Source organism: Polycladomyces subterraneus, from assembly GCF_030433435.1.
In the GTDB taxonomy this organism is placed as follows: domain Bacteria; phylum Bacillota; class Bacilli; order Thermoactinomycetales; family JIR-001; genus Polycladomyces; species Polycladomyces subterraneus.
Window position 1 is genome coordinate 1 of record NZ_JANRHH010000029.1, and the last position, 25,751, is coordinate 25,751.

General features: G+C 53.4%; 24 protein-coding genes. 23 read left to right on the forward strand and 1 reads right to left on the reverse strand.

The window, feature by feature from the left end:
- Window positions 1-375 precede the first annotated feature (375 nt).
- The 12 genes from NWF35_RS05875 (at window position 376) to NWF35_RS05930 (ending at window position 10,084) form a co-directional block, all read left to right on the forward strand.
- Window positions 376-549 carry a sigma factor G inhibitor Gin gene (locus NWF35_RS05875; RefSeq protein WP_301238160.1) on the forward strand — a complete coding sequence of 58 codons (174 nt, stop codon included), beginning with the start codon at window positions 376-378 and terminating at the stop codon, window positions 547-549.
- Between the two features lie 58 nt (window positions 550-607).
- Window positions 608-2,032, forward strand: coding sequence for an aminotransferase class I/II-fold pyridoxal phosphate-dependent enzyme (locus tag NWF35_RS05880; protein WP_301238161.1), 1,425 nt, complete (start codon window positions 608-610; stop codon window positions 2,030-2,032).
- A 47-nt stretch (window positions 2,033-2,079) separates the two neighbouring features.
- Window positions 2,080-2,727: a dTMP kinase gene (gene tmk / locus NWF35_RS05885; RefSeq protein ID WP_301238162.1), complete on the forward strand. Its 648-nt coding sequence runs from the start codon at window positions 2,080-2,082 to the stop codon at window positions 2,725-2,727.
- Window positions 2,724-3,044: a cyclic di-AMP receptor DarA gene (darA, locus tag NWF35_RS05890; protein ID WP_301238163.1), complete on the forward strand. Its 321-nt coding sequence runs from the start codon at window positions 2,724-2,726 to the stop codon at window positions 3,042-3,044. The genes tmk and darA overlap by 4 nt, the downstream gene beginning before the upstream one ends.
- A 14-nt stretch (window positions 3,045-3,058) precedes the next feature.
- Window positions 3,059-4,084, forward strand: a complete 1,026-nt coding sequence (gene holB / locus NWF35_RS05895) for a DNA polymerase III subunit delta' (protein WP_301238164.1) — start codon at window positions 3,059-3,061, stop codon at window positions 4,082-4,084.
- Complete coding sequence (locus tag NWF35_RS05900; RefSeq protein ID WP_301238165.1) at window positions 4,044-4,847, forward strand: PSP1 domain-containing protein; 804 nt, start codon at window positions 4,044-4,046, stop codon at window positions 4,845-4,847. The genes holB and NWF35_RS05900 overlap by 41 nt, the downstream gene beginning before the upstream one ends.
- Before the next feature lie 109 nt (window positions 4,848-4,956).
- Window positions 4,957-5,295, forward strand: a complete 339-nt coding sequence (gene yabA, locus NWF35_RS05905) for a DNA replication initiation control protein YabA (RefSeq protein WP_301238166.1) — start codon at window positions 4,957-4,959, stop codon at window positions 5,293-5,295.
- Window positions 5,296-5,805: 510 nt separating this feature from the next.
- Window positions 5,806-6,066 carry a GIY-YIG nuclease family protein gene (locus tag NWF35_RS05910; RefSeq protein ID WP_301238167.1) on the forward strand — a complete coding sequence of 87 codons (261 nt, stop codon included), beginning with the start codon at window positions 5,806-5,808 and terminating at the stop codon, window positions 6,064-6,066.
- A gap of 3 nt (window positions 6,067-6,069) precedes the next feature.
- Window positions 6,070-6,954, forward strand: a complete 885-nt coding sequence (gene rsmI / locus NWF35_RS05915; protein WP_301238168.1) for a 16S rRNA (cytidine(1402)-2'-O)-methyltransferase — start codon at window positions 6,070-6,072, stop codon at window positions 6,952-6,954.
- 63 nt (window positions 6,955-7,017) lie between these two features.
- On the forward strand, window positions 7,018-7,257 hold the full coding sequence (locus NWF35_RS05920) for a response regulator (protein ID WP_301238169.1): 240 nt from the start codon (window positions 7,018-7,020) through the stop codon (window positions 7,255-7,257).
- Between the two features lie 455 nt (window positions 7,258-7,712).
- Window positions 7,713-9,149, forward strand: a complete 1,437-nt coding sequence (locus NWF35_RS05925; protein ID WP_301238325.1) for a PTS transporter subunit EIIC — start codon at window positions 7,713-7,715, stop codon at window positions 9,147-9,149.
- A 5-nt stretch (window positions 9,150-9,154) separates the two neighbouring features.
- Window positions 9,155-10,084: a DUF7916 family protein gene (locus tag NWF35_RS05930; protein WP_301238170.1), complete on the forward strand. Its 930-nt coding sequence runs from the start codon at window positions 9,155-9,157 to the stop codon at window positions 10,082-10,084.
- 319 nt (window positions 10,085-10,403) lie between these two features.
- Here NWF35_RS05930 and NWF35_RS05935 read toward each other — a convergent pair whose 3' ends face one another.
- A complete protein-coding gene (locus NWF35_RS05935) occupies window positions 10,404-10,682 on the reverse strand; it encodes an AbrB/MazE/SpoVT family DNA-binding domain-containing protein (RefSeq protein ID WP_205496835.1) in 279 nt (92 codons plus the stop codon).
- A 281-nt stretch (window positions 10,683-10,963) separates the two neighbouring features.
- On the opposite strand from NWF35_RS05935, the gene NWF35_RS05940 reads away from it, so the two are divergent.
- The 11 genes from NWF35_RS05940 (at window position 10,964) to NWF35_RS05990 (ending at window position 25,557) form a co-directional block, all read left to right on the forward strand.
- Window positions 10,964-11,914, forward strand: a complete 951-nt coding sequence (locus NWF35_RS05940) for a DNA double-strand break repair nuclease NurA (RefSeq protein WP_301238171.1) — start codon at window positions 10,964-10,966, stop codon at window positions 11,912-11,914.
- Window positions 11,915-11,943: 29 nt separating this feature from the next.
- A complete protein-coding gene (locus NWF35_RS05945) occupies window positions 11,944-13,785 on the forward strand; it encodes an ATP-binding protein (protein ID WP_301238172.1) in 1,842 nt (613 codons plus the stop codon).
- Window positions 13,786-14,243: 458 nt separating this feature from the next.
- Window positions 14,244-15,239, forward strand: coding sequence for an FTR1 family iron permease (locus tag NWF35_RS05950; RefSeq protein WP_301238326.1), 996 nt, complete (start codon window positions 14,244-14,246; stop codon window positions 15,237-15,239).
- A 182-nt stretch (window positions 15,240-15,421) separates the two neighbouring features.
- Window positions 15,422-16,198, forward strand: a complete 777-nt coding sequence (locus NWF35_RS05955; protein WP_301238173.1) for a hypothetical protein — start codon at window positions 15,422-15,424, stop codon at window positions 16,196-16,198.
- Window positions 16,195-17,745 (forward strand): hypothetical protein, encoded by a 1,551-nt coding sequence (locus NWF35_RS05960; RefSeq protein WP_301238174.1) that lies wholly within the window; start codon window positions 16,195-16,197, stop codon window positions 17,743-17,745. The genes NWF35_RS05955 and NWF35_RS05960 overlap by 4 nt, the downstream gene beginning before the upstream one ends.
- Before the next feature lie 118 nt (window positions 17,746-17,863).
- Window positions 17,864-18,823: a GDP-mannose 4,6-dehydratase gene (locus NWF35_RS05965; RefSeq protein WP_301238175.1), complete on the forward strand. Its 960-nt coding sequence runs from the start codon at window positions 17,864-17,866 to the stop codon at window positions 18,821-18,823.
- On the forward strand, window positions 18,820-20,289 hold the full coding sequence (locus tag NWF35_RS05970; RefSeq protein ID WP_301238176.1) for an alkaline phosphatase family protein: 1,470 nt from the start codon (window positions 18,820-18,822) through the stop codon (window positions 20,287-20,289). The genes NWF35_RS05965 and NWF35_RS05970 overlap by 4 nt, the downstream gene beginning before the upstream one ends.
- Window positions 20,290-20,435: 146 nt before the next feature.
- A complete protein-coding gene (locus NWF35_RS05975) occupies window positions 20,436-21,158 on the forward strand; it encodes a glycosyltransferase family 2 protein (RefSeq protein WP_435873844.1) in 723 nt (240 codons plus the stop codon).
- A gap of 467 nt (window positions 21,159-21,625) precedes the next feature.
- Window positions 21,626-23,605 carry a methionine--tRNA ligase gene (metG, locus tag NWF35_RS05980; RefSeq protein ID WP_301238178.1) on the forward strand — a complete coding sequence of 660 codons (1,980 nt, stop codon included), beginning with the start codon at window positions 21,626-21,628 and terminating at the stop codon, window positions 23,603-23,605.
- Between the two features lie 615 nt (window positions 23,606-24,220).
- The gene (gene lepB, locus NWF35_RS05985) at window positions 24,221-24,736 is read left to right on the forward strand and encodes a signal peptidase I (RefSeq protein WP_301238179.1); all 516 of its coding nucleotides are present in this window, start codon (window positions 24,221-24,223) and stop codon (window positions 24,734-24,736) included.
- Between the two features lie 47 nt (window positions 24,737-24,783).
- Window positions 24,784-25,557: a TatD family hydrolase gene (locus NWF35_RS05990; RefSeq protein WP_301238180.1), complete on the forward strand. Its 774-nt coding sequence runs from the start codon at window positions 24,784-24,786 to the stop codon at window positions 25,555-25,557.
- Window positions 25,558-25,751: the final 194 nt, after the last annotated feature.

Below are 25,751 nucleotides of genomic sequence, written 5' to 3' on the forward strand. Positions count from 1 at the left end.
TAGGACGCTGCCAGGCAGGTCAGACGAACAGCTCACCGTTATGGTGAGCTGTTTTTTGTTTAAGTGTGGATGGGATATAAGATATTGAAGGAACTGCACCGGGACGTGATGAAAGGGTTCGCGGAGAAAACCCTACCCGGAGGGGAAGAACCTCTTGGGTGGGCTGTTTTTTATACTGAAGGGAAATAGATGGTCATTTAGAATTGGATATCGTGATTCTGATTGAACAGAGAGTGACATGGACTGGGTTTCAGCATAAAATAAAATAGAAGCGAAGTGTGGATGTGTCTTGTAAAAGAAGGTATGATCCACCAGCCCCCTGGTGATAATGGGTGAAAACGGTGAAAAGGTGGGTCGGGATTGCGGGAGCGAGCAATGCCATTACGATGTATTGTGTGTGACCAGCGTGATTGGGATGGGATTACGGTAATGGAAGAGTTCATTTGCGGACGATGTGAACGTGAAATGGTTCGCACACCCGTTGAACACGAAAAATATCCGTTTTTCGTCGTTCAGATGCGAAAGATTTGGCTGAGAGAGCAGGCATAAGACAAATGGAAACGGGGACCCTTGGTGTCCCTGTTTCTTTGTGTTTGGGGGGATGGATTTGCTCGACCATTTTCGGGTGCCGCTGTATGAAGCGCTTTGCTCACATTGTTCCCATTCCCGTGGAAATTATCATGTACCGGGACACAAACAAGGTCGTGCGTTTGATGAGAAGGGCCTCCGGTATTTTCGTTCCATATTGGAGATCGACCTGACCGAGGTAGGCGAGTTGGATGATCTGCATGATGCCCAAGGAGTGATAGCAGAGGCACAGGCGTTAGCGGCCGACGCATTCGGTGCGGATCGGACGTTTTTTCTGGTAGGGGGCACCACAGCAGGTATTTTGGCGACGATCCTGAGCATCTGCCGACACGGAGATCTGCTTGCTGTTCAGCGCCATTCGCACCAATCCGTGTTTCACGCCTGTCGTTTGGCAGGTGTTCAACCGGTGTATCTCGGCTCCTGTCTCGACCCGGACACCGATTTGGATACCGGAATCGATCTTCGGCAGCTAGAAGAAGTGCTCCATCGATTCCCGCAGATCAAAGGGGTGGTGATCACCAGCCCCTCTTATTTCGGCGTGGTACAACCCGTAAAAACCATCGCGGCAATCTGTCATGAACACGGTGTGCCGCTTGTGGTGGACGAAGCCCACGGAGCGCATTTGACTTTTTCAGATCGATTGCCACTGTCGGCCATGCAGGCTGGTGCCGATGTGGCAGCGCAGTCCACACACAAAATGTTACCGGCGATGACCATGTCGTCCATGTTGCATGTGCAGGGAGATGCGATTGATCTGGAGGATCTCGTCACATGGCTGCGAGTCATTCAATCCAGCAGTCCGTCCTATCCATTGATGGCCTCATTGGATCTGGCCAGGCGCTACATGATGACTCGTGGTAGGGAAGAACTTTCCCGTGTCATCGAGGCTGCTCTTCGCCTACGGGAGTGCGTGTCCAATCTGGCCCATCTGGAGCCGTTGTCCGCTGCGTGTCAAGATCCACTGAAGCTGGCGATTCGGGCCAGAAAACGGATATCGGGCTACCGAATGCTGGAGTGGTTGGAGCGGCGTGGGATCTATGCGGAACTGGCCGATCATCAATCAGTTTTGTTTGTCTTTACGATGGGAACGAGAGAAAGGGATTGGACATTGCTGTGTGAGACCTTGCGGCAATTAGACCAGGAAATTCCCGATATGGCCGAAGAAAGCCCCTGGTCGGTCCCGGATTTGCGATCGTGGACGCTAGCCGATGGACCGCTTCACGAATTAATGGGTGCGGATAAAATGTCAGTGCCGCTCCACTCTGCCGTCGGCAGAATTTCCGCTACGATGGTGGTTCCGTATCCACCGGGAATTCCGTTGTTGTTACCGGGTGAACCCGTAACAGAAGAAAAGGTGTCGTATATGGAACGTGTGGTGGAACGGGGTGGAAAAATACGGGGGCTTTCCGGACGTTTCCCCTTAACGCTATCCGTGTTACAGTGAACGTAGTCATAAGTAATCAAACTGAAACGATGATGGAGGAACGGATGTTGAACGGTTGGTTGATTACATTTGAAGGACCGGAAGGCGGCGGAAAATCGACACAGGTACAACGTTTGGCCGCTTATTTACGCTCGGTGAACATGCCCTGCATATTACTGCGAGAACCGGGAGGAACCCCAATCGGGGACAGGATTCGCCAGATTTTGCTGGACCCTAGCCTAGGGGAAATGACGCAACGAACGGAAATCCTGCTGTATGCCGCCTCGCGTGCACAATTGGTGGAGGAGCGTATCTTGCCCGCTCTCAAACGGGGTGATGTGGTGCTGTGCGATCGATTTGTCGACTCCAGTTTGGTGTATCAAGGATATGCACCGGATTGGGATCTGGACGAAGTGAAGATCATCAATCGCATGGCCACCGGTGGCCTGCGCCCCCACCGAACGTATCTGCTGGATTTGCCTGTGGATGAAAGCGATCGGCGATTGAAAAAAAGAGGAAAGCTTGTGGATCGGATCGAACAAAAAGGGCAAGCATACCATGAGCGAGTACGGGAAGGCTTTCTCCGGCTGGCGGCAGCCGAACCTCAACGATATGTGGTGGTGGATGCCACCGATTCGGAGGATCGGGTGTTTGAGCGGATCCGGGCTGATCTTGCAGCATTTTTGGGCATCGAAGAGAAGGGGGTTGACCGGTGAAGCTGATTATTGCCGTCGTGCAGGACAAAGACAGCCATCGTCTTGCCCAGGCGCTGATCGAAGAAGAAATACGGGTGACCAAATTGGCGACTACCGGCGGGTTTTTAAAATCGGGCAACACGACGTTTCTCATCGGTGTGGATGATGAACACGTGAACCGGGTGCTCAATATCATCCGACACAATTGTCAATCCCGAAAACGCCTGATGTCACCGATGGTCGATAGTGCCGATCTGTCCCCTTCGCCGCCGGTGGAGGTACAAGTGGGGGGCGCAACGGTATTCGTCTTGCCGGTGGAACGGTTTGAACAATACTGACGGAGGGATGACATATGGCGTTTGGGGACGTTGTCGGGCAGGAACAAGTGGTTCGCTTTCTGCAAAATGGATTGCGCACCGGCCGTTTGGCCCATGCCTATGCCTTCGTCGGCCCGTCCGGTACAGGACGCAAACAGATGGCGATGGAGCTGGCCAAGGCGCTTCATTGTGAGCGGTTGTCCGATGACGCTTGTGGTGAGTGCCGGAATTGCCGCCGGATCGATCACGGCAATCATCCCGATGTAACAGTGATTGCGCCTGATGGCCAATCGATCAAGATCGAACAAGTTCGCCAGTTGCAACGGGCATTTCTATACAGCGCAGAAAAAGGGGCTACACGTGTAGCCATACTGGAGCAGGCGGACAAACTGACGGTGCAGGCGGCCAACAGTTTGTTGAAGTTTTTGGAGGAACCCTCTCTGCCCATGGTAGTCGTTCTGATTGCAGAAAATGTACATGCACTGTTGCCGACGATACGCTCACGTTGCCAGTTGCTCCGATTCGCTCCTCTCCCTCCCCATGTCATCGCACAATCATTGGAGCGGGAAGGGATTCCCCCCACACTGGCCCGCATTGCCGGTCATTTGAGCCAAGGTTTGGGACAGGCACGGGAGTTGGCTTCTGGAGATGGATTTGCCCAGCTTTGTGAGCGGGTGATAAAATGGAATGAGGAACTGTTATCGAAAGGGTCGGCAGCGCTTGTCACCTTGCAGACAGAGTGGATGGATCGGGAAACGTCGAAAGAAACGCTGGAAACGATCCTTGATCTGATGCTGCTCTGGTTGCGGGATCTGCTCCGTGTCAAGTTGGGGAGCGCAGGCGAGCCGGTCTTTGTCGATTGGAGTGCCGTTCGGGAGCGTCAAACCGCTAAATGGACCACATCTCATCTGATACATGCGATGGAGTCCATTCTTCACGCCCGACGGCAGTTGACTGGGCCCATGCAACCCCAAGCGGTGTTGGACCAAATGGTCCTGGTCGTGCAGGAGGGATCTGTCCATGTTGGCAGTCGTAGGAGTCCGCTTCAGACAAGCGGGTAAAATATACTACTTTGATCCCGGCGACCACCCGATCCGCCGCGGTGACCACGTTATCGTGGAAACCGTTCGCGGTATCGAATACGGCAAGGTGGTCGTCGGAAAGCGGTTTGTGTCGGAAGATGAAGTGGTATTGCCGTTGAAAAAGGTGATTCGCATCGCCGACGATCAGGATGCTGAAGTGATGAAGGCCAATCGTGAATCAGCTAAGGAAGCGATGGCCATTTGTGCGGAGAAAATCCGCCAGCACGGGTTGGAAATGAAGTTGGTGGATGCGGAATACACCTTTGACCGCAATAAGGTGATTTTTTATTTCACGGCCGACGGACGAGTTGATTTCCGGGAGTTGGTCCGCGATTTGGCCGCTGTTTTTCGCACACGGATTGAATTGCGTCAAATCGGGGTTCGTGACGAAGCCAAAATGTTGGGCGGAATCGGACCTTGCGGCCGTATTTTATGCTGCTCTTCCTTTCTCGGTGATTTTGAACCCGTTTCGATCAAAATGGCCAAGGATCAGAATCTGTCTCTCAATCCAGCAAAGATATCCGGGTTGTGCGGCAGGTTAATGTGTTGTCTCAAGTTCGAAAATGAACATTATGAAATGGCCAAACGCAATATGCCCGACATCGGGGTGCGGGTAAAAACCCCCGAAGGCGAAGGAAAAGTGGTTGTTCTCAACATGTTGGAACGTAAAGTCCAAGTGGAATTGACAGAATCCGGCCGCAAAGTGGAACATCCTGCGGAGGAAGTCACCGTTGTCAGATGAGAAACAGGCGCCGTTACGATCATCGTCATGACAGAATCTTCGGTGTATCGGTATTGAAACCACCGACGGATGGTTACGCCACAGAGTTCGGGTGATTGAGGTGGGGGGCGTGGACAAACAGGCGATTTTTACCCAAGTGTCCCAAATCGAAGAACGCATCGGCGATCTATATACCGAATTGGGAGGCCTCAAGGAACAGATTGTCCAGCTGATCGAAGAAAATACACGTCTGGTGATGGAAAATCAGAACTTACGGGAACAATTGGAGAAATTGAGCCAGACGGAAGAAGGAAAACATGTGCGAAAACGTTCCGAAGAAGCGGGAGGAGAGGGGTATGACAACCTAACCCGCCTCTATAACGAAGGGTTTCACATCTGCAATGTGCATTACGGCAGTTTGCGTACTGACGGAGATTGTTTGTTCTGTCTGTCCTTTTTGAACAAATGAGTGACCGATCTACGCATGGTCAGGTTGTTGACAAAGTCTGAGGGCTCTGATTTCCCGTCCGATGCTCCGTTTCCTTGCGGCTAGGGCGTGACTGGTAAATCTGCGAGGAAGTAAATAATTCCCATATGAGTGAAGACCTGGGAGAAATCAAATCGCGGGCAACTTCCTCCAAGCGAAGCGTACCTTCCCCGCGTCTCGCGCTCCGGATAGGAGCGGCCTTGATCTGCTTCCTTGCAGGGTACAGGTGGAGCGATCCGGGATAGTAATTGGACAGTGTTCACCAGACACGTGCTAGAATCGATCGACGGGATCAGACCCGCTTCCCCTCAAATAGGGTGCCCGATTTTCCATGAGCAGGTATGGGCTTTCGCGTTAGTGTTGACGTCAGGATTGACCAGACACGTCTTAACGGGGGAATATGGACTTCAGTGAGGGACGGCTTTCCGCGGGACTTTTGTCAGGAGTCTCGTCGGAACAGCCGGTGTTTTTTTCTAGGGGAGGTTGTGCAAATTGAGCGCGAAACCGTATGTGGTATATGTGTTGGAATGTGTCGATGGCAAATTGTACACGGGAATTACCACAGATTTGAATCGTCGCCTTCGTCAGCACGAATCGGGTGAAGGCGCCAAGTATACCCGCGGCAGGGGACCGTTTATTGTCAGATGGGTGGAAACGGGCCCGGATCGGTCATGGGCGCTCAAGCGAGAGAGGGAGATCAAACGAATGAGCCGTCAGCAAAAAGAACGGCTCATATATGGAATGGAGGTGTGAGTGGTGCAGGTGCAAAAGAGTTTTGATCACACGGGCGGTGTATTGTACATTGTGGGCACGCCGATCGGCAACTTGGACGATTGGACTCCGAGAGCAAAAAACGTATTTGAAACGGCCGATGTCATCGCCGCCGAGGACACACGACACACGCAAAAACTGCTGAACCGATTTGGTATTCGAAAACCGCTCATCAGTTATCATGAACATAATCGTCACAACCGGGAAAAGGAATTGATCGATCGTTTGAAACAAGGAGAAACGGTAGCCCTGGTCAGCGATGCCGGCATGCCCGGTATTTCTGATCCGGGGGAGGAATTGATCCAGTCAGCGATCGCATGCGACATCCCCGTCATTCCTGTTCCGGGTCCCAATGCGGCAGTGACAGCTCTCGTCGCTTCGGGCCTGCCTCCCCAACCGTTCCTCTTTTTGGGTTTTTTACCTCGGAACGCCCGTGAACGAGAAGAGGTTTGCCGCCGATGGAGAAGGGTGGAGGCCACATTGGTCTGTTACGAAGCCCCGCACCGGCTGAAGGCCATGTTGCAAACGGTTCGGGAAGTGATGGGTGACAGACGTGTGGCCTTGGCTCGTGAGCTGACGAAACGACATGAGGAGTGGTTACGCGGCACGGTGAGCGAGTGCCTTCAATGGTTGGAGGATCACCCACCTCGTGGAGAGTATACCGTGGTCATCGCCGGTTGCGAAGGGGAGGGGCCTTCCATGGAGGATCCGGAGGAAACCGCTTGGTGGCAGTCATTGACTGTCATAGAACATGTGAAACATTATCTCGCACAAGGGGAAACCAAAAAGGCGGCGATTCAGCGAACAGCACAAGATCGTGGTTTGCCCAAACGGGAAGTGTACAACCTGTATCATCGTGAGCAGGATTGAGGGGAGAATACCTCTGGCTGCCATTGACCACAAAGCATATAGGTATGATGGAGGAAAGCCAGGATGGTGCAAATCCTCGTGGTCGAAGATGATGCCAACATTCGCAACGTGATTTGCTCTTATCTGAAAAAAGAAGGTTTTGTCGTGCATGAGGCAGATGATGGGCTGGAAGCGCTGGAGGAAATGGACTCTCACCCCATCGATCTCATCTTCTTGGACATCATGCTTCCGGAGAAGGATGGATGGGAAGTGTGCCAAGAGATCCGGCGTGACCGGGACATTCGGGAAGTATCGCAAGTTTGAGAAAATCGACATCTAACGGGTACCTGGACGAAGCGTTCGGCTCGATCGAGCCACAGCTGCATTCTTCCTCGAATACCTTCACCTCTCCTTACATTGCCATCGGATCATCTGGGAAACTGGATTGATTCGGTGGCTTTTTTGAAAACAAACTTTCCTCTTTAAAACGGCCACTTTCACCTCAATTCTCGGATCTAAAGTCGTTTTTTTGGCGGCTTTTGCGGAGAAGCCTCAGTAAGCCTTTTTCTTTTTCAAGACATCCATGTGGTTGTGACATATTCCCTTGATTCGGGAGGAGAAACAGGAAACATATTAGAAAAAAGAGAAATATCGAAATGAAGGAAAACATGTTTATTGCGAGAGGGAAAAACTCGACTCGCATTACACATCAGTGCCTATTTGACGAACAAGCATCATAAGCTGGTACCAGCAACCTCTCGGAGGTGGTAAGGATGAATATCTTGGGAAAACTGCAGCAGGTGGGAAAAGCGTTCATGCTGCCGATTGCGGTGATGCCGGCGGCAGCCATCCTCCTCAGGCTGGGTGCATTGTTGAGCGATCCGAATCTCGTTGCCAAGGGAAGTATCTGGTTTCAAGTCGGGGAAGTGTTGAGCAAAGGGGCGGGCGCCATTTTCGACAACCTTCCCATCTTGTTCGCCGTCGGCGTAACCGTGGGCATGACCGGTGGAGCCGGTGCGGCCGCACTGGCGGCAGTGGTAGGGTACATGGTACTCAAAGCGGTTGTCGGTGTGCACGACACGGAAGACAACAAGTTGGACACGGGAGTGCTGGGCGGCATTATCACCGGATTGGTCACTGCTTATCTGTACCGCAAATATCACAATATACGTCTGCCTGATTGGTTGCAGTTTTTTGGAGGAAAACGGTTTGTCCCCATAGTGACGTCTGTGGTGATGATCGGAATCGGCGTCGTGTTTCTGTTTGTGTGGCCCGAGGTGCAAAAGGGAATCCAAGCGGCCGGAGATTGGTTGATCGGGGTTGGTGCGGTTGGGTTGTTCGCCTACGGTCTGCTTAACCGGTTATTGATCCCCTTTGGATTGCACCACATCTTGAACACATTGGTCTGGTATACTGTCGGAACATTTACAAAAGGGGGACACACCTATACGGGGGATTTGACGCGCTTTTTCGCCGGCGACCCAACGGCGGGATCGTTTATGGCCGGTTTTTATCCCATTATGATGTTTGCTTTGCCAGCTGCCGCCTTGGCCATGATCCGGGCCGCCAAGCCGGAAAAGCGTGCCGCGGTGCGCGGCGTACTGTTGAGTGTGGCGTTGACCGCCTTTTTGACTGGGATTACGGAGCCGATCGAATATATGTTCATGTTTTTGGCTCCGGTATTGTACGGGATTCACGCATTGTTGACCGGGACTTCGATGGCCCTCTTGTATTTATTGGATATCCGGCACGGCTTTGGTTTCTCAGCAGGGTTTATCGACTACGTTATCAACTATCCGTTGGCACATAACGCCTTTTGGATCATTCCCATCGGATTGGTCTATGCCGTTTTGTACTATATGATTTTCCGGTTTGCTATCGAAAAATGGAATCTGCCCACGCCCGGCAGGTTGGAAGAGGGTGAAGACACTGAATTACCGGTTGCCGTCGGCAAAGATGGTGAAGATGAGGAGGCACTCGCCGTATTGCGGGCGCTCGGTGGCAAGGAGAATATTGAGCAGCTGGATGCCTGTATTACGCGGTTGCGGTTGACTGTCAAAGATGAGGGAAAACTGGATACCGAGGCGCTGAAACGGTTGGGTGCGTCCGGTGTGGTCAGATTAGGTAAGGGCAACTATCAGGCTGTATTCGGCACACGGTCCGAACTGTTGAAGGATAGGATCTTGAAATGGATGGAACGCGAGGATGAAGGATGACCCAGGTGAAACGGATTTTAGACGCCACACAAGAAGAATTGACCCGATACTCCGGTCGTCAACTGCTGGAGTCCATCCGGGCAGCGGAGGGACGGACAGTGGTGGCTGAAACGGTGGTAACCGTACCACCGTTGGTCGATGGCTGCAGCAACCCCGAAGTGGCGGCTGCCTTCGGTGCTGATCTGTTGCTGTTGAATTTGTATGATGTGAAGAGGCCTATGGTGACAGGATTCCCCTCTCGTACCCCAGTACATGATCTGCCTGAGCCCTTGAAGGGGTGGGAAAACCACCTGGGCTGGGGAGTAACGGCGGAACAAGTGAAACGGGTAACCGGCAGGCCGGTGGGAATCAATTTGGAACCTGCCACCAGGCATACAGTATCGCCAGGAAGGTTGGCCACGGCGGACAATGCGGTCAAAGCCCGAGAACAAGGAGTGGATTTCCTCGCGTTGACCGGGAATCCCGAAACCGGGGTGACAATGGAGGCGATCATAGACGTCTTGCGTACAATACGTGCGGCTGTAGGAGAAGATCTCATCCTCATGGCCGGCAAAATGCACGGGGCGGGTACGGGCACTGACCATTGGCTGTCTGAAGAACAAATCGCCCGTGTCGCCGAAGCGGGATGTGATGTCTTGTTGCTGCCGCATGCCGGTACGGTTCCGGGAGTGAACCACCGTCAGCTGATCCGCTGGATTGACGCTGCGCATGAAGCGGGAATGCTGGTGATGCTCACCGTCGGCACATCGCAGGAAGGGGCGACACCTTCACTGCTGGAGACGCTGGCGGTAACAGGCAAAGAATGCGGAGCGGATTTATACCATATCGGCGATGCAGGCTTTTCGGGCATGGCGCCTCCGGAAAACATCATGGCCTACGCAATCGCGCTCAAGGGAAAACGGCATACGTATCGGCGAATGGCGAAGCGACGTTAACCGCATGGTTGGGCAAGAATAAGCCCCCGTTGATACGGGGGCGCTTTTCATGATGAGTGCAGCTATTACCTAGGCCATTGGTAGTAGGTATAAACATAAGGTTTTAAAGAATATTCAGTTTATACGGTGTGCAGAAAATATATCCAGGAAAAAGTCAATAAGTGAATCCATCCGATTCACGCTGAAAAACAATCCATTTTTTAAAGAATGGATTGACTTTAATGAACGCGCGAAACCATGGAAGGAAAAATTTTTCCGGTTCCTTCGCATTTTTTTCTATGTATCCGGAACCGACCTTATTCAGGAGCTGTAGGCCAAATTATTCAGCAGTAACACCTTCTCTCTCTTTTTGCAACAGTTGGTACATTTCTTCGATGCATTTCTTGCTGACCACTTTGTTTCTGTAACGAACTGTGTTGTCTACTTCACCAGTAAAGATGCAGGCCGGTTCATATTTTTTGAGTACAATACGCTCGCCGTCCACGTAAATTTCCAAAGCGTCTTTTTCGCCGATTCCCAGAGTTCGACGAAGTTCAATCGGAATCACCACACGTCCCAGCTCGTCCACCTTGCGTACGATACCCGTAGATTTGAGCATGTCCAATTCTCCTCTCTCATTGGTCTTTGGTCTTGGTCTTTTTGGTAACGCCAAATTTCGACAGGAACGGCGTCAACTTCATCATACCAGCGATTCCCATAACAGTCAACAAGACAATTTGGTAGTTTTACAAAAAAATTAATATGTTAGGGAGAGGGATTTATTCACTGTGATTACAAGCATCCATGCAAGTTATAAAAACGGTAGATTAGCAGATGAAGGCGTGGCGGTTTTCCGGTAGACTGAAAATACAGGCTGGGGAACGCAAAGGAGGAACGGACATGCTCCCCGTATCGGACGTGTTGAAGCGCAAACTGCAGGAAACGAACCGGGAACTTCGCAAGGCTTATCCGAGTGAAGCGTTTGAATATACGGCCATTCGACGCCGTTTGCAGAACGTGGGGGATTTTATCTCCGTCTCCAGGTTGGAGGATACGGAATTCGTCCAGTGGCTTGGGGATCGTACACTGGTGGGAGTGGATGGTTCCGTCAACTCCACGCCGGGCAGTCATCCCCGGACATTGTCGGTGTTTCAGGCTTTGGCCAAAGGTACCAAAGGGGAGGAGTACTGGGCGGGGGAAGTCTATACACCGCTCTTGACGAACGGTGAAGACGAAGCGGATGCAGCGCGGGAAGCGCGCCACCGGGGTGCACTTCTGTCTCGGCTGGAGATGCAGACTGCTATGTATGCCGTGGAGAACTGGCAGCCCAAGGTCGTGATGATGGACGGTTCCCTGCTTCATTTTTTGATCGATGATGCAAAAGAATGGACGCGTTTGGCTCAGGTTGCGGAATCGGCGGACGTATTGTTGGTGGGGGTTTCGGAAGAAATTGGCACCAAGAGTTTGGCACGTGAGGTGTTCCCCGATTATCCCGCATGGACGGATCGAGAGGTGCTTTATGGGACGCTGAAACCTGGAGAAGCGTTCGAGTGGGAGGGTTGGAGCCCTGCGGGCAGTGGGTTGTGGAAAGTGACTCTCCGTTCGTCGCGGAGTCCGCAACCGATTGGGATCGATGGGTTGTTGTCGCAAGAGGCGCACAAATGGGATCTGGTTCGACTGGTCCGAACGTTGACACCGGAGCAGGGGCGGGGAATCCCGTTGTGGCTCGATATCGTCGATGCCGAGGTGCGGGTGACGGACCGTTTGGTGGAGGCGATGGTAGAGGAGTATATAGATCCTGACTTGCGCCATCGATTGTTTTTGCCCAAACGCAGCGAACGCGTGTTGTGACGGATCAGCTCCAGAAGGGGGGAATGGCCATGCAAGTGGTCGGCGTAACGACACAGCAGGAAGTGTACGTGGTATCGAGGGAACGCAAATTCCGCATCAACGAGATTCTGGTGATCGAGGATCCGGCGCTGAACTACCCGCGCGGGGAAGTGGTCGAAACCCTTTCTTACAACCGTCTGATACCCATGGGTCTCGATCGTTCGCTGGTAGACACACAGGTGATCCGTTCGTTGGAACAGATCGGTTATGATATCGGTTCGGATGAGTTGAACCTGGCCAAATTACGTTTGTTTTCCGAGGCGCCTCATCCGGTTCGGACCGGATGCCCTGTACGGGAACCCCGGTTTGACGAAGTACGCGGCTTGTTGGTGAAGACAACGCCGGCAGAAGGGATGGTCTTGGGGGAAATCCGCGGGACGGAAGCGTTGGCGGATACGTTGGATGAAGATCTGAGGGACCAGGTGCACATCGTCGAAGACGGGGTCATGCGACCGCAGGCGGGCGTACCTTTTTTGTTCGACATCCGTGCGATGCAGCAGTATCCGCATATCGGGATTTTTGGCGGGTCGGGTTCCGGGAAATCGTTCGGTTTGCGGGTGATGCTGGAAGAGCTGATGAAACTGGGGATTCCCACGGTAGTGTTCGATCCGCACTTTGAGATGGATTTCAGCGAGACGGTACCGGAGTTGGCAGACTATGCCCCGGATTTCACCAATCGCTGGTTGGCCGTGCAGATCGGACAGCATGTGGGGATTGATTTTTCCTCGTTGTCCACCCGTGATTTGCAGGGATTGCTCGGTGCCGCCGGTGGCAGTGTGACGGAATCGATGGTGAATGTGGTGCAAATGTTGCACAAGAAAAAGGATTCGTTTCGCACGTTCAGCGACCGGCTGAACAATGTGGCCCAGGCTTTGGAAGAAGGCAAACAGGGGCTGGAGCGCCGGTTGCACGGCGGTGACATCGACCCAGTGGAAGCGGAGAAGATCAAAGACTTGCTGGCATTGTATCAACAGTACAACAGTTTGCCGCTCGCTTCGCTCAAAGGGGTTCAATGGCGGCTTAATCGGCTGGAAAAGGCGGGATTGTTCCAGCAGGACATCCGGCCGATCGAGCGGGCGTTGGAACAAGGCAGGTTGGTGGTGGTACAGGGTTCGGCCTGGTTGTTGCAGGTGTTTGCCACATATGTGATCGGTGCGTTGTACCGCAAAAGGCGGGAGTACAAAGATGCCCGGATGAACGGGGAGGACGGTCGGTTTTTCCCGCCGTTTCTCATCGTAACGGACGAAGCGCACAATTTCGCCCCGAAAGGGGTGGACTCACCGGCCAAGGCAATTTTAAAGGAAATTGCCCAAGAAGGCCGAAAATATGGTGTTTTCCTGGTATTTGCCACCCAACGTCCCACCCTCTTGGACGAGACGATCACGGCGCAGTTGAACACCAAATTCGTCTTCCGTACTGTACGCGGCACCGACATCGCCACGTTGCGGGAAGAGACCGACTTGACACCAGAAGAGGGGAAGCGGTTGCCGTACTTGCGCTCCGGCGATACGTTCGTTTCCTCCGCCGTGTTCGGCCGTACCGTGTTCATGAGGGTGCGGGCGGCCTACACCCGGAGTCCGCATGTCACCAATCCGTTTGAGGAATTGCAGTCGATCCGACAGGAACAGGACGAAAACGTACTGAACGTGTTGCTGGCGCTATTGCCGCTGTTTGACACCGACCTGCTGGATGCGGTGGCACATGTGAACCGGGAGTGCGGCCTGACATGGGACGTGCCCCGATTGAAGCAGGAGCTGGACCGATTGGCGGCTGAGGGGCGTATCGCGAAAAAGGAGTCCCCGTTCGTTACGCGGTATGATGCGGTGCGGTAAAAAGATCACGGGATTGATCTGACAAACGGGAAAACAATTGGACAGTATTACCAGATACGATTTAGCGATTCGTCATTTCGGGTGCGCCGATTTCCCTCTCGCTCCTGTTTTCTCGTAGTGCAAAGGTCGCTCGTGGGGAAACGGTCACCCTTTTTTAGGGTAGCGGTTCCAAATTCCTGTCTATGGCTGGCGAATCGATCCGGACGCAATGATTCCCAGGAAAGCGACTCCCCTAGACCGACTCATCAGATACTACTTTGTCAGCAGTCTCACAGACCGTTAACCACGGTCTGTGTTTATTTTTTCACTTTTTCCCTTGTGCAAGCTTTTCCAGTTCGGTTGACCTTCGGTTTCACCCGTCATATAATAAAAGCGACAATGAAATTGATAACAGTTATCATTATCATAGATGACCGCACGGAAACAGGCGGAGGGGAGTGGACACATTGGCCGGGTCGTTGGATGTGCAGGCGTTCTTGATCACGTTTCGCGAAGTATTGGAAGCACTGTTGATTGTCGGATTGATCACTTCCTATCTCAAACGAGTAGGAGCGAGCCACTTCAACAAATGGGTGTGGACGGGAGCAGCTGCCGCCGTAGTGGCCAGCTTTTTCGTTGCACTCATTTTCCAAGTGGTGCTGACCGGTTTTCAAGTAATGGGAAGCGAGATTTATCTGAAGATCACCATCATGCTGATCTCATCCGTCCTCTTAACACAAATGGTGTTGTGGATGGCCGACCAGAGCAAAGGGATGAAGGGACGTCTGGAGAGCAGGTTGAGTGACATCCTTACCACCGGTAGTGTTATCGGCATGATCATTCACGCGTTTTTGGTGGTCGTGCGCGAAGGCGTGGAAACCGTCTTTTTCTTCGTCGGCATTTCGGGCGGACAGATTGACAAAGCCATCACGAGCTGGGGAGCGTTGTTTGGTGTGGTGGTCGCCGGTGTGGTTTCCTATCTGTTTTTCCGTGGGACGATGAAATTTTCCCTGCAGACCTTTTTCCGTGTGACAGGTGCGATGATCGTACTGATTGCTGCCGGCCTGCTGGTACAGGCGATCGGCATGATGCAGGACATCGGCTTGATGAAAAGTGCGATGCCGCATGTGTACAATCTCGACTGGTTTATGCCGGAACATCCGGTGGATGAGGCGCATTACGTCCGGGAGCACGGCACACATCCGCTGATCAGTGGCAATGTCGGGATTTTCTTCAAAACACTGCTCGGTTACAGCCACAGCCCCTCTATCGAGCAAATTCTCGCCTATCTCGGTTATTTTGCCGTCGTATTCAGCTGGGTTCGGTTCAAAAGACGTGCCGTTGCGCCGTCAACGACCATTCGCACCGAACAGCCGGTTGCCGCTCGCAATGGGGAACTGAGAGATGCTTCCGATTCAGCTAAAGCGTCCCGGCAATACAGACAGTCTGCGGCTGTCGTGAGAAGGGCAAACTGAGATTGGGTATTTCCGTTCATGCCATTAAGGGCAGCATTATTTTCCCATGCCCAGGTGGAACGAGCCGGGAAGGTGATGCATGTGAGGTTGATCAGACAAGCCCTAGGTGGTTCTGTAACCAGGGCGGGAGAGCCCACCTAAGACAATTCGGTTGATTGGACACCCCTTGGGGAGGAAAGACGATGCGAAAGTGGTTGGTTATGTTGATGGCTCTGCTCGTGATCGGGGTTGCGCAGACCTCCACGGCATGGGCCTATTCGTACGGAAAACCGGATGAAGATCCGGTAGCGGACGCGTATCAAAAAGCATATGTCGCCTTGAACAAGAAACCGGCTGATTTTGCAACTGCCGAACGGGAGTTCAAGGAAGTGCGCGCGGAAATGGCCGAGCACGCGGAGATCGGACCGCAACTGACCAAGGCTATTGAACAAAACCTGCAAGCGAAAAAAGCCGATCAGGCATTGTTTTATTGGCGAGAGGCGTTGGTTCGCAATATTCAGCGCCGGTTGGACAACCTGTCGCAGGATTTCAACGACTACGCCAAAGCCAAGGTCTTGCTGGCCAAAGCGTACGGGACGTTCAAAGTGCTGAACACATTGCATCTGAAACAGGACAATCCTTCATTGTCCAGCAAACTGGACGAGGAATTCCAAAAGGCGCTGAATGCGCTCGGCAATCCGGGATTGTTCGGCGTGGGCAAAAAGCCGGCCGATCGGAAACAATTTGAGGCGTCCAAAAAAATCATTCTCTCCGAACTGGAAAAGCAGTATATTCCCACCGGTGAAAAAGTGGCCAGCGGCGGAGAGGGGCACATCGGAAAAGGCCCCTCCGAGGAAACGTTGGAAGATGGGGAGGAAACCCCGCTTGAAAAATGGGGGCCGTTGGCCGCGATCGTCATCGTGGTCGTGGGGGCTGTCGCGCTGTTTACATGGTTGGGACGCCGGAAACGGCATTCATGAGAGTGTGGATGAAGGCTGCGGGGCTGGTGTTGGCCGCCGTGCTGGTGCGTCTGTTTTGGACAACCGACTGGCCGGAAAGCTGGGATGCCGTTGATTTTGCACTGGCCCTGCGGCGTTATGATCTCTTTGCGATGCAGCCCCATTTTCCGGGATACCCGTTTTTCATCTTGGCGGGGCATTTTTTTCTGCCTTTCATTCAGAATGAATATCTTTCCTTATCTTGGGTTAGTGCCGTTTCAGGCGGGATCGGCGTCGGTTTTTTCTACGGGTTGGCACGCCGTTTTTTGCCGGAGATCTGGGCGTTTTGGGCCGCGGTTTGGCTTACTGTTCACCCGATGACGTGGCTGGCCTCGGAACAGCCGATGTCGGACGCGATGGGATTGGCGACGGCTATATTGCTCTGGTGGACGGTTAGTTTCAGCTTGCGTTGGCCGGACGGAGACCAACGGCATGGATGGGTGTTGGTTTCCGGGGCAGTCGTGGCGGCGGTGCTGCTGGGGGTTCGACTTTCCTATTGGCCCCTGACTGCCGTATTATTTTACCCGGCAATCCGTTTGCTTGTTGTGAAGGGGAGGTGGCAGCTTACCGCCGAACGGGTGCGTTTCCTCATTTTGGCTGCTGGTTTGGGGGTCGGCTTGACCGGTGCCTGGGTACTGGCCGTCAGCAACAGTGAAGGAGGCGTGACACGGTTTTTTCGGTTGGGATCCGCCTTTACCGAAGGTCATTTCACGCAATGGGGAGATACCGCTTTCACCGGAGCACCGTCGTGGGTTGATCGGATGATTGAGTTTTTCCGAAGGCAAATTTGGATGGCGGCCATGGGTGGCTGGTATCCGACGGCACCCGCTTGGCAATGGATAACCGGGGGGGCCGTGGCGGCGGCGCTGTTGGCGGCCGTTTGCTTCGGGCGGCGATGGGGCGATCATCGTGTCCGATTGGTTGCTTTGTGGATAATCCCGTATGGATTGTGGATCTTTTTCGGGCAAAATGTGGAGAAATGGCGTCATATCCTGCCACTGATTCCTGCCATGATTCTAGTGGCGATGTGGGGAATCCGTCGGCTGGCCCAGCGGAGGAGGTCGGCCGCATTCGGATTGCTAGCGTTGATTCTCACCTTGCAAACATGCCAAGGCGCATCTCTCGTTCGTATCCATCATGACGAAAAACCGGCGGTAGTAGAGATGGCCGATTATGTCAAAAAGCATTATGATCCGGATCACGTGGTGTTGATCACGTGGGAAGAGGAACGTGTGTTGTATGCGCGCGATCCGCGGTATGAGACGATCCTTTTGCACAGTTGGCCGGTCTTTACGGGTGCGTTGACACCCTACCGTCACGGCGAGAAAGAAGTGCTGATCACCGGAGCGGTCGTGGACGGATTTGGTCCCCGGAAAGACTTACTCCGCCCATACTTGCGGGAAGTGGCCCGTTTTGAGAGTCACCTGCTGATCGATCCGGTTTATCATACCATTCGTTTGTATGAAATTGACGTGAAAGGATTTTTCAACGGAGCGGTTAATGGGGTGCAAGGTGGAAGAAAATCATGATACAAGTCAGTGTGATCCATGCGGTAATGAAAAAACAGAAACCAATCATGGAAAGAGAAACGATACGGAGCGGAGGCGAAGCGGCTTCCGCCCTTTTTGATGGATCGGGGTGACGAAAATGAAGGTATTGGTGACGGGCGGGGCCGGTTTTATCGGTGCTGCTTTGTGTGCCCGGCTGTTGACCCGCGATGAAACGGAAGCGATTTGCGCGGTGGACAATCTCGACGATTACTACGATCCGGTTATCAAACGCAAACGATTGGCGGGGTTGATGACTGACCCGCGTTTTTCTTGGGTACACGCCGATATTCGGGATCGGGAAGCGATGCAGGAAGTCATGGAACGCCAGGTATGGGATGCTGTCGTTCATTTGGCGGCGATCCCCGGAGTCCGTCCGTCATTGGAGAACCCGGCTCTTTACGCCGATGTGGACGTGACAGGGACGGTCACCGTTCTACAGGAAGCGGCTCGTGCCAATATCCGACGGTTGGTATTTGCCTCCTCCTCTTCCGTGTACGGGGAGCAACCGTTACGTCCTTTGAAAGAAGAAGACGTACGTGAGACACCCGAATCCCCATATGCTGCTGCCAAATGGGCCGGCGAAGCGTTTGCCCGCACCTTTCAGCGGCTTTATGGGATGGCCGTGACATCGCTCCGCTTTTTTACCGTATATGGTCCATCTCAGCGGCCCGACATGGCGATTCACCGATTTGCCTCATTGCTGGCGGCAGGAGAACCGTTGCCGGTGTATCAGCCGGACTCGTGCCGAGATTACACGTACATCGACGATGCGGTGGATGGAGTGATCCGGTCGCTTACATCCCCGTCTGAGACATACCGGGTGTACAATATCGGCTCGGGCCGCCCGATCCGGCTGATGGAAATGGTGGAAACGCTGGCTCGTACGATGGGAGTGGAACCAAGGATCCACATGCTGGGTGCGCAGACCGGGGACGTATCCCATACATGGGCGGACATTTCCCGGGCAAAACGGGAGTTGGGATATGAGCCGTCCGTTTCGTTTGAGGAGGGAATCCGGCGTTTCGTCGACTGGTTCCGAAAGGAGGAACGCATGTGAAAAAGGCCTCCCGTATCGAAAAGATCGCAGCCCGCTGCTGGAATGTGCTGAATGAGGGAAAACCGTTTACTCCCGTGTTTGTTGTCGGGGGATTTGTGCTGTATCAAGCTTTGTGGGGGACCTTCGACGCACGTGCGGTCGGATGGGCGCTCTTGTTGGCGGTACCGCTGTTCGCCGTGATATACCGATACGATTTCCCACTTCATTTGCGCTGGTATCTTTGGCCCCCGGTTGTTCTGTATATTGGCTGGCTGGGCGGATTCTCCCTTGGATTGCAATTGTGGGGAATGGGCTGGTACTTTTTCTTTACCGTGATCTTTTGGGGAACCATTTACTATCATCTGCGTATCGGAATCCCGCTGGACAATTACAAGCGGTTCTGGCGGTTGGTGTTGAAAAACAGCGATTCCACCAGTGGAAACGCACAGGAGCAAATCCCGAAAATCGTGTTGCTGTTGGCGTACTTGCACTCTGCTGCGCAATCACCGGGGAATTGGCAGGCTGCGCTCGGTCTGCTGGGATTCACCGCAGGGTTTGCGCTATATGCATACGCAGTGCATCGTGCATTTTTCGACTGGCGTCCCGAAGAACCGGAGCAGTTCACATCCACCCCGCTTCCGAAGCATCCCCCGGCTCGCCGCGTCATTCTCGTGGTAATCGACGGTTGCCGTAAGGACCGGTTGGAAGAGGCGGACACGCCGTTTTTGGACTGGTTGAAGCGGACGGGTACGGAGTATACACGCATGGAGACCATTTATCCCGCGCGGACGGTAGTCTGTTTTTCCACGATGTTCACAGGGGCGTATCCGCGTGATCATGGCATCACGAGCAACATGGTGTGGAAATTGGGTGTTCGATGTGAAAGTGTCTTTGACAAACTTCGGGAAGTGGGCAAAACGGGACGCTTGTTGGGGATCGCCCATCTGGTGGACGCTTTCGGCGATGATGTGGATACGGTGACTGCGGTGATGAAGAACGATGAAGCCGACGCGCACATCATGGCTCGGGCGCGTCAAATAATAGAGGAAAAGCAGCCTGATCTATTAGCCGTGCAGCTGATCGCCACTGACCAGACGGGGCACAGCCGCGGTCCGCTGTATGAGGAATATCGGGAAAAAATTGAGGAAGCCGACCGACATATTCAGTCGTTTTACCAGTGGTTGAAAGAGAAAAACTATCTGGAAGACACCCTGTTCATCGTGTGCGCCGATCATGGACAATCCGACGGAATTGGTGGACATGCCCATCTGGATGAGGGGGAACGTTTCGTGCCGTTCATCCTGCACGGCTCGATGGTGCGTGAAGGACACCGCGTTGAAGCACTTTGCAACCTGACTTCGGTCACGCCGACCATCTGCTATGCATTGGGGGCATCCTATCCTAACCGGTCGCGTGGGCCCGTTTTGATGGAAGCGTGGAAACCGGAAGCATGTGTGTCCAAATCGGAAACGGACAGTCGTTCTTGAACTGGACTGGTTCTAGTATGTCTGGTCATTACGTAAAGGGGCAATGTGGACAGTATTGATCAGACGCACTTTAGGGCGGAATCTCTGGAAGTCGCGGCGTTGCCTCATAGATGAAACAGGACGAAAGGAGGGAAGTGGTGGTGCTCTTGTATGTGGTGATCCCGGCGTGGAATGAGGAAGAATCTGTGGGAACCGTGATACGGAAGGTACCGCGCCATTTTCGCCCGGATGTGGAGGTGAGGGTGCTGCTTGTCGACGACGGTTCGACGGACGGGACGGTGGCAGCGGCCAAGGGAGCAGGGGCGGACGAAATCCTCTCCTTTCCTCGAAATCGGGGATTAGGTGCCGCTGTTCGGGAAGGATTGAAGGAGGCGTGGCGGCGGGGTGCCGACGTGGCGGTGATGATCGACGCCGACGACGAATATCCCGCCGATGAGATCCCGCAAGTGGTGGAGCCGATTCTGAACGGGGATGCCGATTATGTGATGGGTTCACGGTTCAAGGGAACGATCCGTGGAATGCGTTTGCACCGGCGCTTGGGGAATTACGTGTTTACCCTGTTGCAGTCGCTGTTGCTCGGTCGCTGGATTTACGACGGACAGTCCGGGTTCCGGGCGTTCAGCCGGGATGTGCTGAGAGATATGGAGATCATCCATGACTACAACTATGCCCAAGTGATGACCCTCAATATTGTGCGGCAAGGTTACCGGATGATGGAAGTTCCAATCACCTACAAGGTACGGGAAACGGGGGAATCCTTCATCAGGGGATGGACATATCTGACACGGGTGGTTCCGGCGATTTGGCGGGAGATGCGACGCCCCGTAAAGCAAAGGAATGAAAGGGAACCAGGACAGAATCGGGTGTGATGGCGTTTGCACTCCCTCCGTTTCGTCAACAATGGCGGATAAGCCCTCCCGCACATTGAATCCCCTTTGTGCGGTTGATATAATAATAACGACATGGTTTTTGCAACAGATGAACACTCCGAACTTCCATGATGGGGAGGAGTAACCGACTGTCGTCTATCACCAGAGAGCCGGGATGGGTGAAAGCCGGCATAGGCGCTGAGGTGAACATGTCCCCGGAGAAGCCGCAACGAAACCCTTCTGGGTGAGTAGGGGCGGCCGTGGCCGGCGTTAACGGCGCAGTGTAACACTGATCGAGGGCACGTGCCGCGAGGACGTGCTGAATATGGGTGGTACCGCGTGAGAACAACCTCTCGCCCCATGCTGAAGGGTGAGGGGTTTTGCTTTTTTGAGAACAACCAGGGTTTGTCCGGTCATCCGCATTCCATTTACCAGACACGCCCTAGGGTGAAAGGAGAGAAAATCACATGAGCGAAAAGCGTTCCTTCTACATTACAACACCGATCTATTATCCCAACGACAAGTTGCATATCGGGCATGCATATACCACTGTGGCGGCAGACGCGATGGCTCGTTATAAGCGGCTTCGCGGCTATGATGTCATGTATCTTACCGGAACGGACGAGCATGGTCAGAAAATCCAGCGCCGTGCCAAGGAAGCCGGGAAATCACCGCAGGAGTTCGTCGATGAAATCGTGGCCGGGATTCAGGAGCTGTGGGAGAAGCTGGACATCTCGTATGATGATTTTATCCGGACCACGCAGGAACGGCACAAGAAGGTCGTGCAGAAGATCTTCCAACGCCTACTGGATCAAGGGGACATTTACCTTGGTGAGTACGAGGGTTGGTACTGCACCCCTTGTGAATCGTTCTGGACCGAGCGACAACTCAAAGATGGCAATTGTCCGGACTGTGGCCGGCCGGTGGACAAGGTGCGGGAGAAAAGCTACTTCTTCCGGATGAGCAAATATGTGGACCGTCTGCTTCAATACTACGAGGAAAACCCGGAGTTCATCCAGCCGGAATCCCGCAAGAATGAGATGATCCAGAACTTCATCAAACCGGGACTGGAGGACCTGTGCGTATCTCGGACGACTTTTGATTGGGGAATTCCGGTGCCGGGAGATCCGAAGCACGTCATGTACGTTTGGCTGGACGCTCTGACCAACTACATTACAGCCATCGGGTATCTGTCCGACGATCCTGAGAAACAAAAGCAGTTTGAGAAGCATTGGCCCGCCGACGTGCATATTGTAGGCAAGGACATTGTCCGTTTCCACACGATTTATTGGCCGATCATTCTGATGGCGCTCGATCTCCCGTTACCTAAAAAAGTGGTCGCCCACGGTTTCTTCACCGTCAAAAACGAGAAAATGTCCAAATCCAAGGGCAATGTGGTGGACCCGGTCCCATTGATCGAACGGTACAGTCTGGATGCGCTCCGCTATTACCTGTTGCGTGAGGTCCCGTTCGGAGCGGACGGCGTGTTTACGCCGGAAGGGTTCGTGGAACGGATCAACGCTGATTTGGCCAACGATCTGGGCAACTTGCTCCACCGGACGCTAACCATGGTGGAGAAATACTTCGACGGTTTCGTACCAGCATATGTGGAAAATGCCACCGAACATGATGCGGCGCTGGTCCGGCTGGCCGAAGAAACCGTCAACCGAGTGGAAAAGGCGATGGACAACATGCAGTTTTCTATCGCACTGACGGCGATTTGGGATCTGGTGCGTGCGGGCAACAAGTATATCGAGAACACGCAACCCTGGGAATTGGCCAAGGATCCGGCCAAAAGGGACACGCTGGGCTCAGTGCTGTATCATCTGCTGGAGGTATTGCGCATTGTCAGCGTACTGGTGCAACCGTTCATGACGCGTGTTCCGCGAAAAATGTGGGAGCACTTGGGCATGTCCGCGGGTGATCAGACGGAGTGGGAAAGCGCGCATCGGTTCGGAACTCTGCCGCAAGGTCTCCGGGTGAAAAAAGGGAAACCGCTGTTCCCGCGCCTGGACGTAGAAAAGGAAGTGGAGGCGATCAATGCGATGATCGGGGGTACAAAAACAAGCGGCGAAGCTGAACCCAAGAAAAAAGGGAAAGACGAGCCGTCGGTCGAAGAGATGAATCTCATCAGTATCGATGATTTCGCCAAAGTGGATATGCGTGTGGCGGAAATCGTGGCAGCCGAGCGGATCGAAGGGGCGGACCGCTTGTTGAAATTGCGATTGGAATTGGGAAGTGAACAGCGTCAGGTGGTTGCCGGAATCGCACAGTACTATCAGCCTGAGGAACTTACCGGGCAAAAAGTGATCATGGTAGCCAACTTGAAACCGGCCAAATTGCGTGGTGTCCTCTCCGAAGGCATGGTACTCGCGGCCAAGGACGGGGATCGGTTGGTTTTGTCCACGGTGTCGGGTGACATCCCCAACGGCACACGGGTGAAGTAATATCAGAGATCAAAGACGGAAGGATCGGTCTGAACAACACAAAGAATGGTTGCCTGTCTCCAGGTAAAAGCGAATTCGGGGACGTGAACGGGAGCGAGTGAGGAAAAAGCAGTCACCCGAAGCGAATAGGTTACCGGTGGATTCAGAGGGTATATGGGGAGTCGTTAATCGCCACCGGATCAATAGACCCGGTGGCGATCGATTCAATGGGAGAGATTGGTTTGCCACTGGAACCTTATACCCTGACTTAGCAAACCCACTACGCAGGTGTGTCTGGTCATTTCATCGGAGGGAAGTATTCCCGAGTGGATGAGTTTCTCATGTCCTACCGGGCGGAGAGCCGGAAAAGCGTGAGGATCGAATCGCGGGTACTTTCCTCTAAGTGAAGCGGACTATATTGATCAGACATGCTCTAGTGGGATGTGAGCACCACTCAAACATCCGCATGTACAACATGTCGTTAACTAACGCCCCCTTTCAACCCAGGATGGATATACCCCACGGGTCCTTCCGATGGGCGCCGTGGGCTTTTAGACGTCATTTACTGTAAATACGGGTGGAAAATTGGAAGAACATCCAGTATTGTAATTACAGAGAGGGGGATAGGGGTTCAAGATGAGTGGAGAAGCGCGCAACGCCGGTGACTGGTGGAAGGCCGTCGTGACTGCTTTGTTGTTGGCGATCGTAATCCGGTTGTTCTTCTTTCAGCCTTACGAGGTGCAGGGAATGTCCATGTATCCCACATTTCATGGCCGGGAACTGTTGATCGTCAACAAGTGGATTTACAGTATCACCAAACCGTCGTACGGAGATATCGTGATTTTTCATACAGAGGAAAAAAGGGATTTCATCAAACGAGTCATCGGTTTGCCGGGAGACGTCATCGCGATCCACAACGGCCACGTATACCGGAATGGACGACAATTGAAGGAACCCTACATCGACGAACCGACCGATTCGTATCTGGAGCCGACGCGTGTTCCCCCCGGTCATCTTTTTGTCATGGGGGACAACCGCAATAACAGCAAGGACAGCCGCGAGCTCGGGGCGATCGACATGCATGATGTTGTTGGGCGTGCAGAGGTCATTGTCTTTCCCTTCCGGCGCTTCGCTTTGCTGTCCGTTCATTGAAATCCCGTAAAAAACCAGCCAAGAATCGGATCAGGAGGCGTGCCATCATGTTGTTTGACAGCCATGCCCACTTGAACGACGCCCAATTTGACAAAGACAGGGAAGAAGTGATTCGTCGCGCACAGGAAGAACACGGTGTGTCCCGTGTGGTGAACATCGGCTACAACCGGGAGACGATTCGTACCGCGTTGGCGTTGGCCGATCGGTATGATTTCATCTACGCCGCCATCGGCTGGCACCCGCATGATGCAAAGGAGATGACTGACGATGATCTGACCTGGATCGAATCACTGACAGACCATCCCAAAGTGGTGGCGCTCGGCGAGATGGGCTTGGACTACTACTGGGACAATTCGCCTCGCGATGTCCAGCAAGAGGTGTTTCGCCGACAAATCCGGCTGGCGCGGAAGGTTGGATTGCCGATCATTATTCATGATCGGGACGCTCATGAGGATGTTCTCCAGATTTTGCGCGAAGAAAAAGCGGAGGAAGTCGGCGGCGTCATGCATTGCTTCAGCGGGGATTGGGCATTTGCGCAGCACTGTCTGGACCTGAATTTTTACATTGGTCTGGGCGGACCGGTTACGTTTAAAAATGCGAAGCTGCCCAAGGAAATTGCCCAAAAAGTGCCCATCGACCGTTTGCTGATTGAAACGGACTGCCCGTATTTGACTCCCCATCCCCATCGAGGAAAACGGAACGAAACGGGCTATGTGCGGTTGGTGGCGCAGGCCATCGCAGAACTGAGGGGCATGACGCTGGAGGCATTGGCGGAACATACGACTGCCAATGCGTGTCGGCTGTTCGGCATTGAAGCATAAGAGCAAAGCCGGACGGTCTACACTAAGAAAAACAAAGGGGTATCTGGTGCTAGGATGTCTGGTAAAGAAGCGAAGTTTTCCCAGGGAGGAAGACCTAAGCCCGGCCATATCTGCTTCTTTGCAGGGCGCAGGTGGAGCGAGTCGAGAAAGCAATGGGACAGTATTCACCAGACATGTCCCAGTATCCCGTGGAC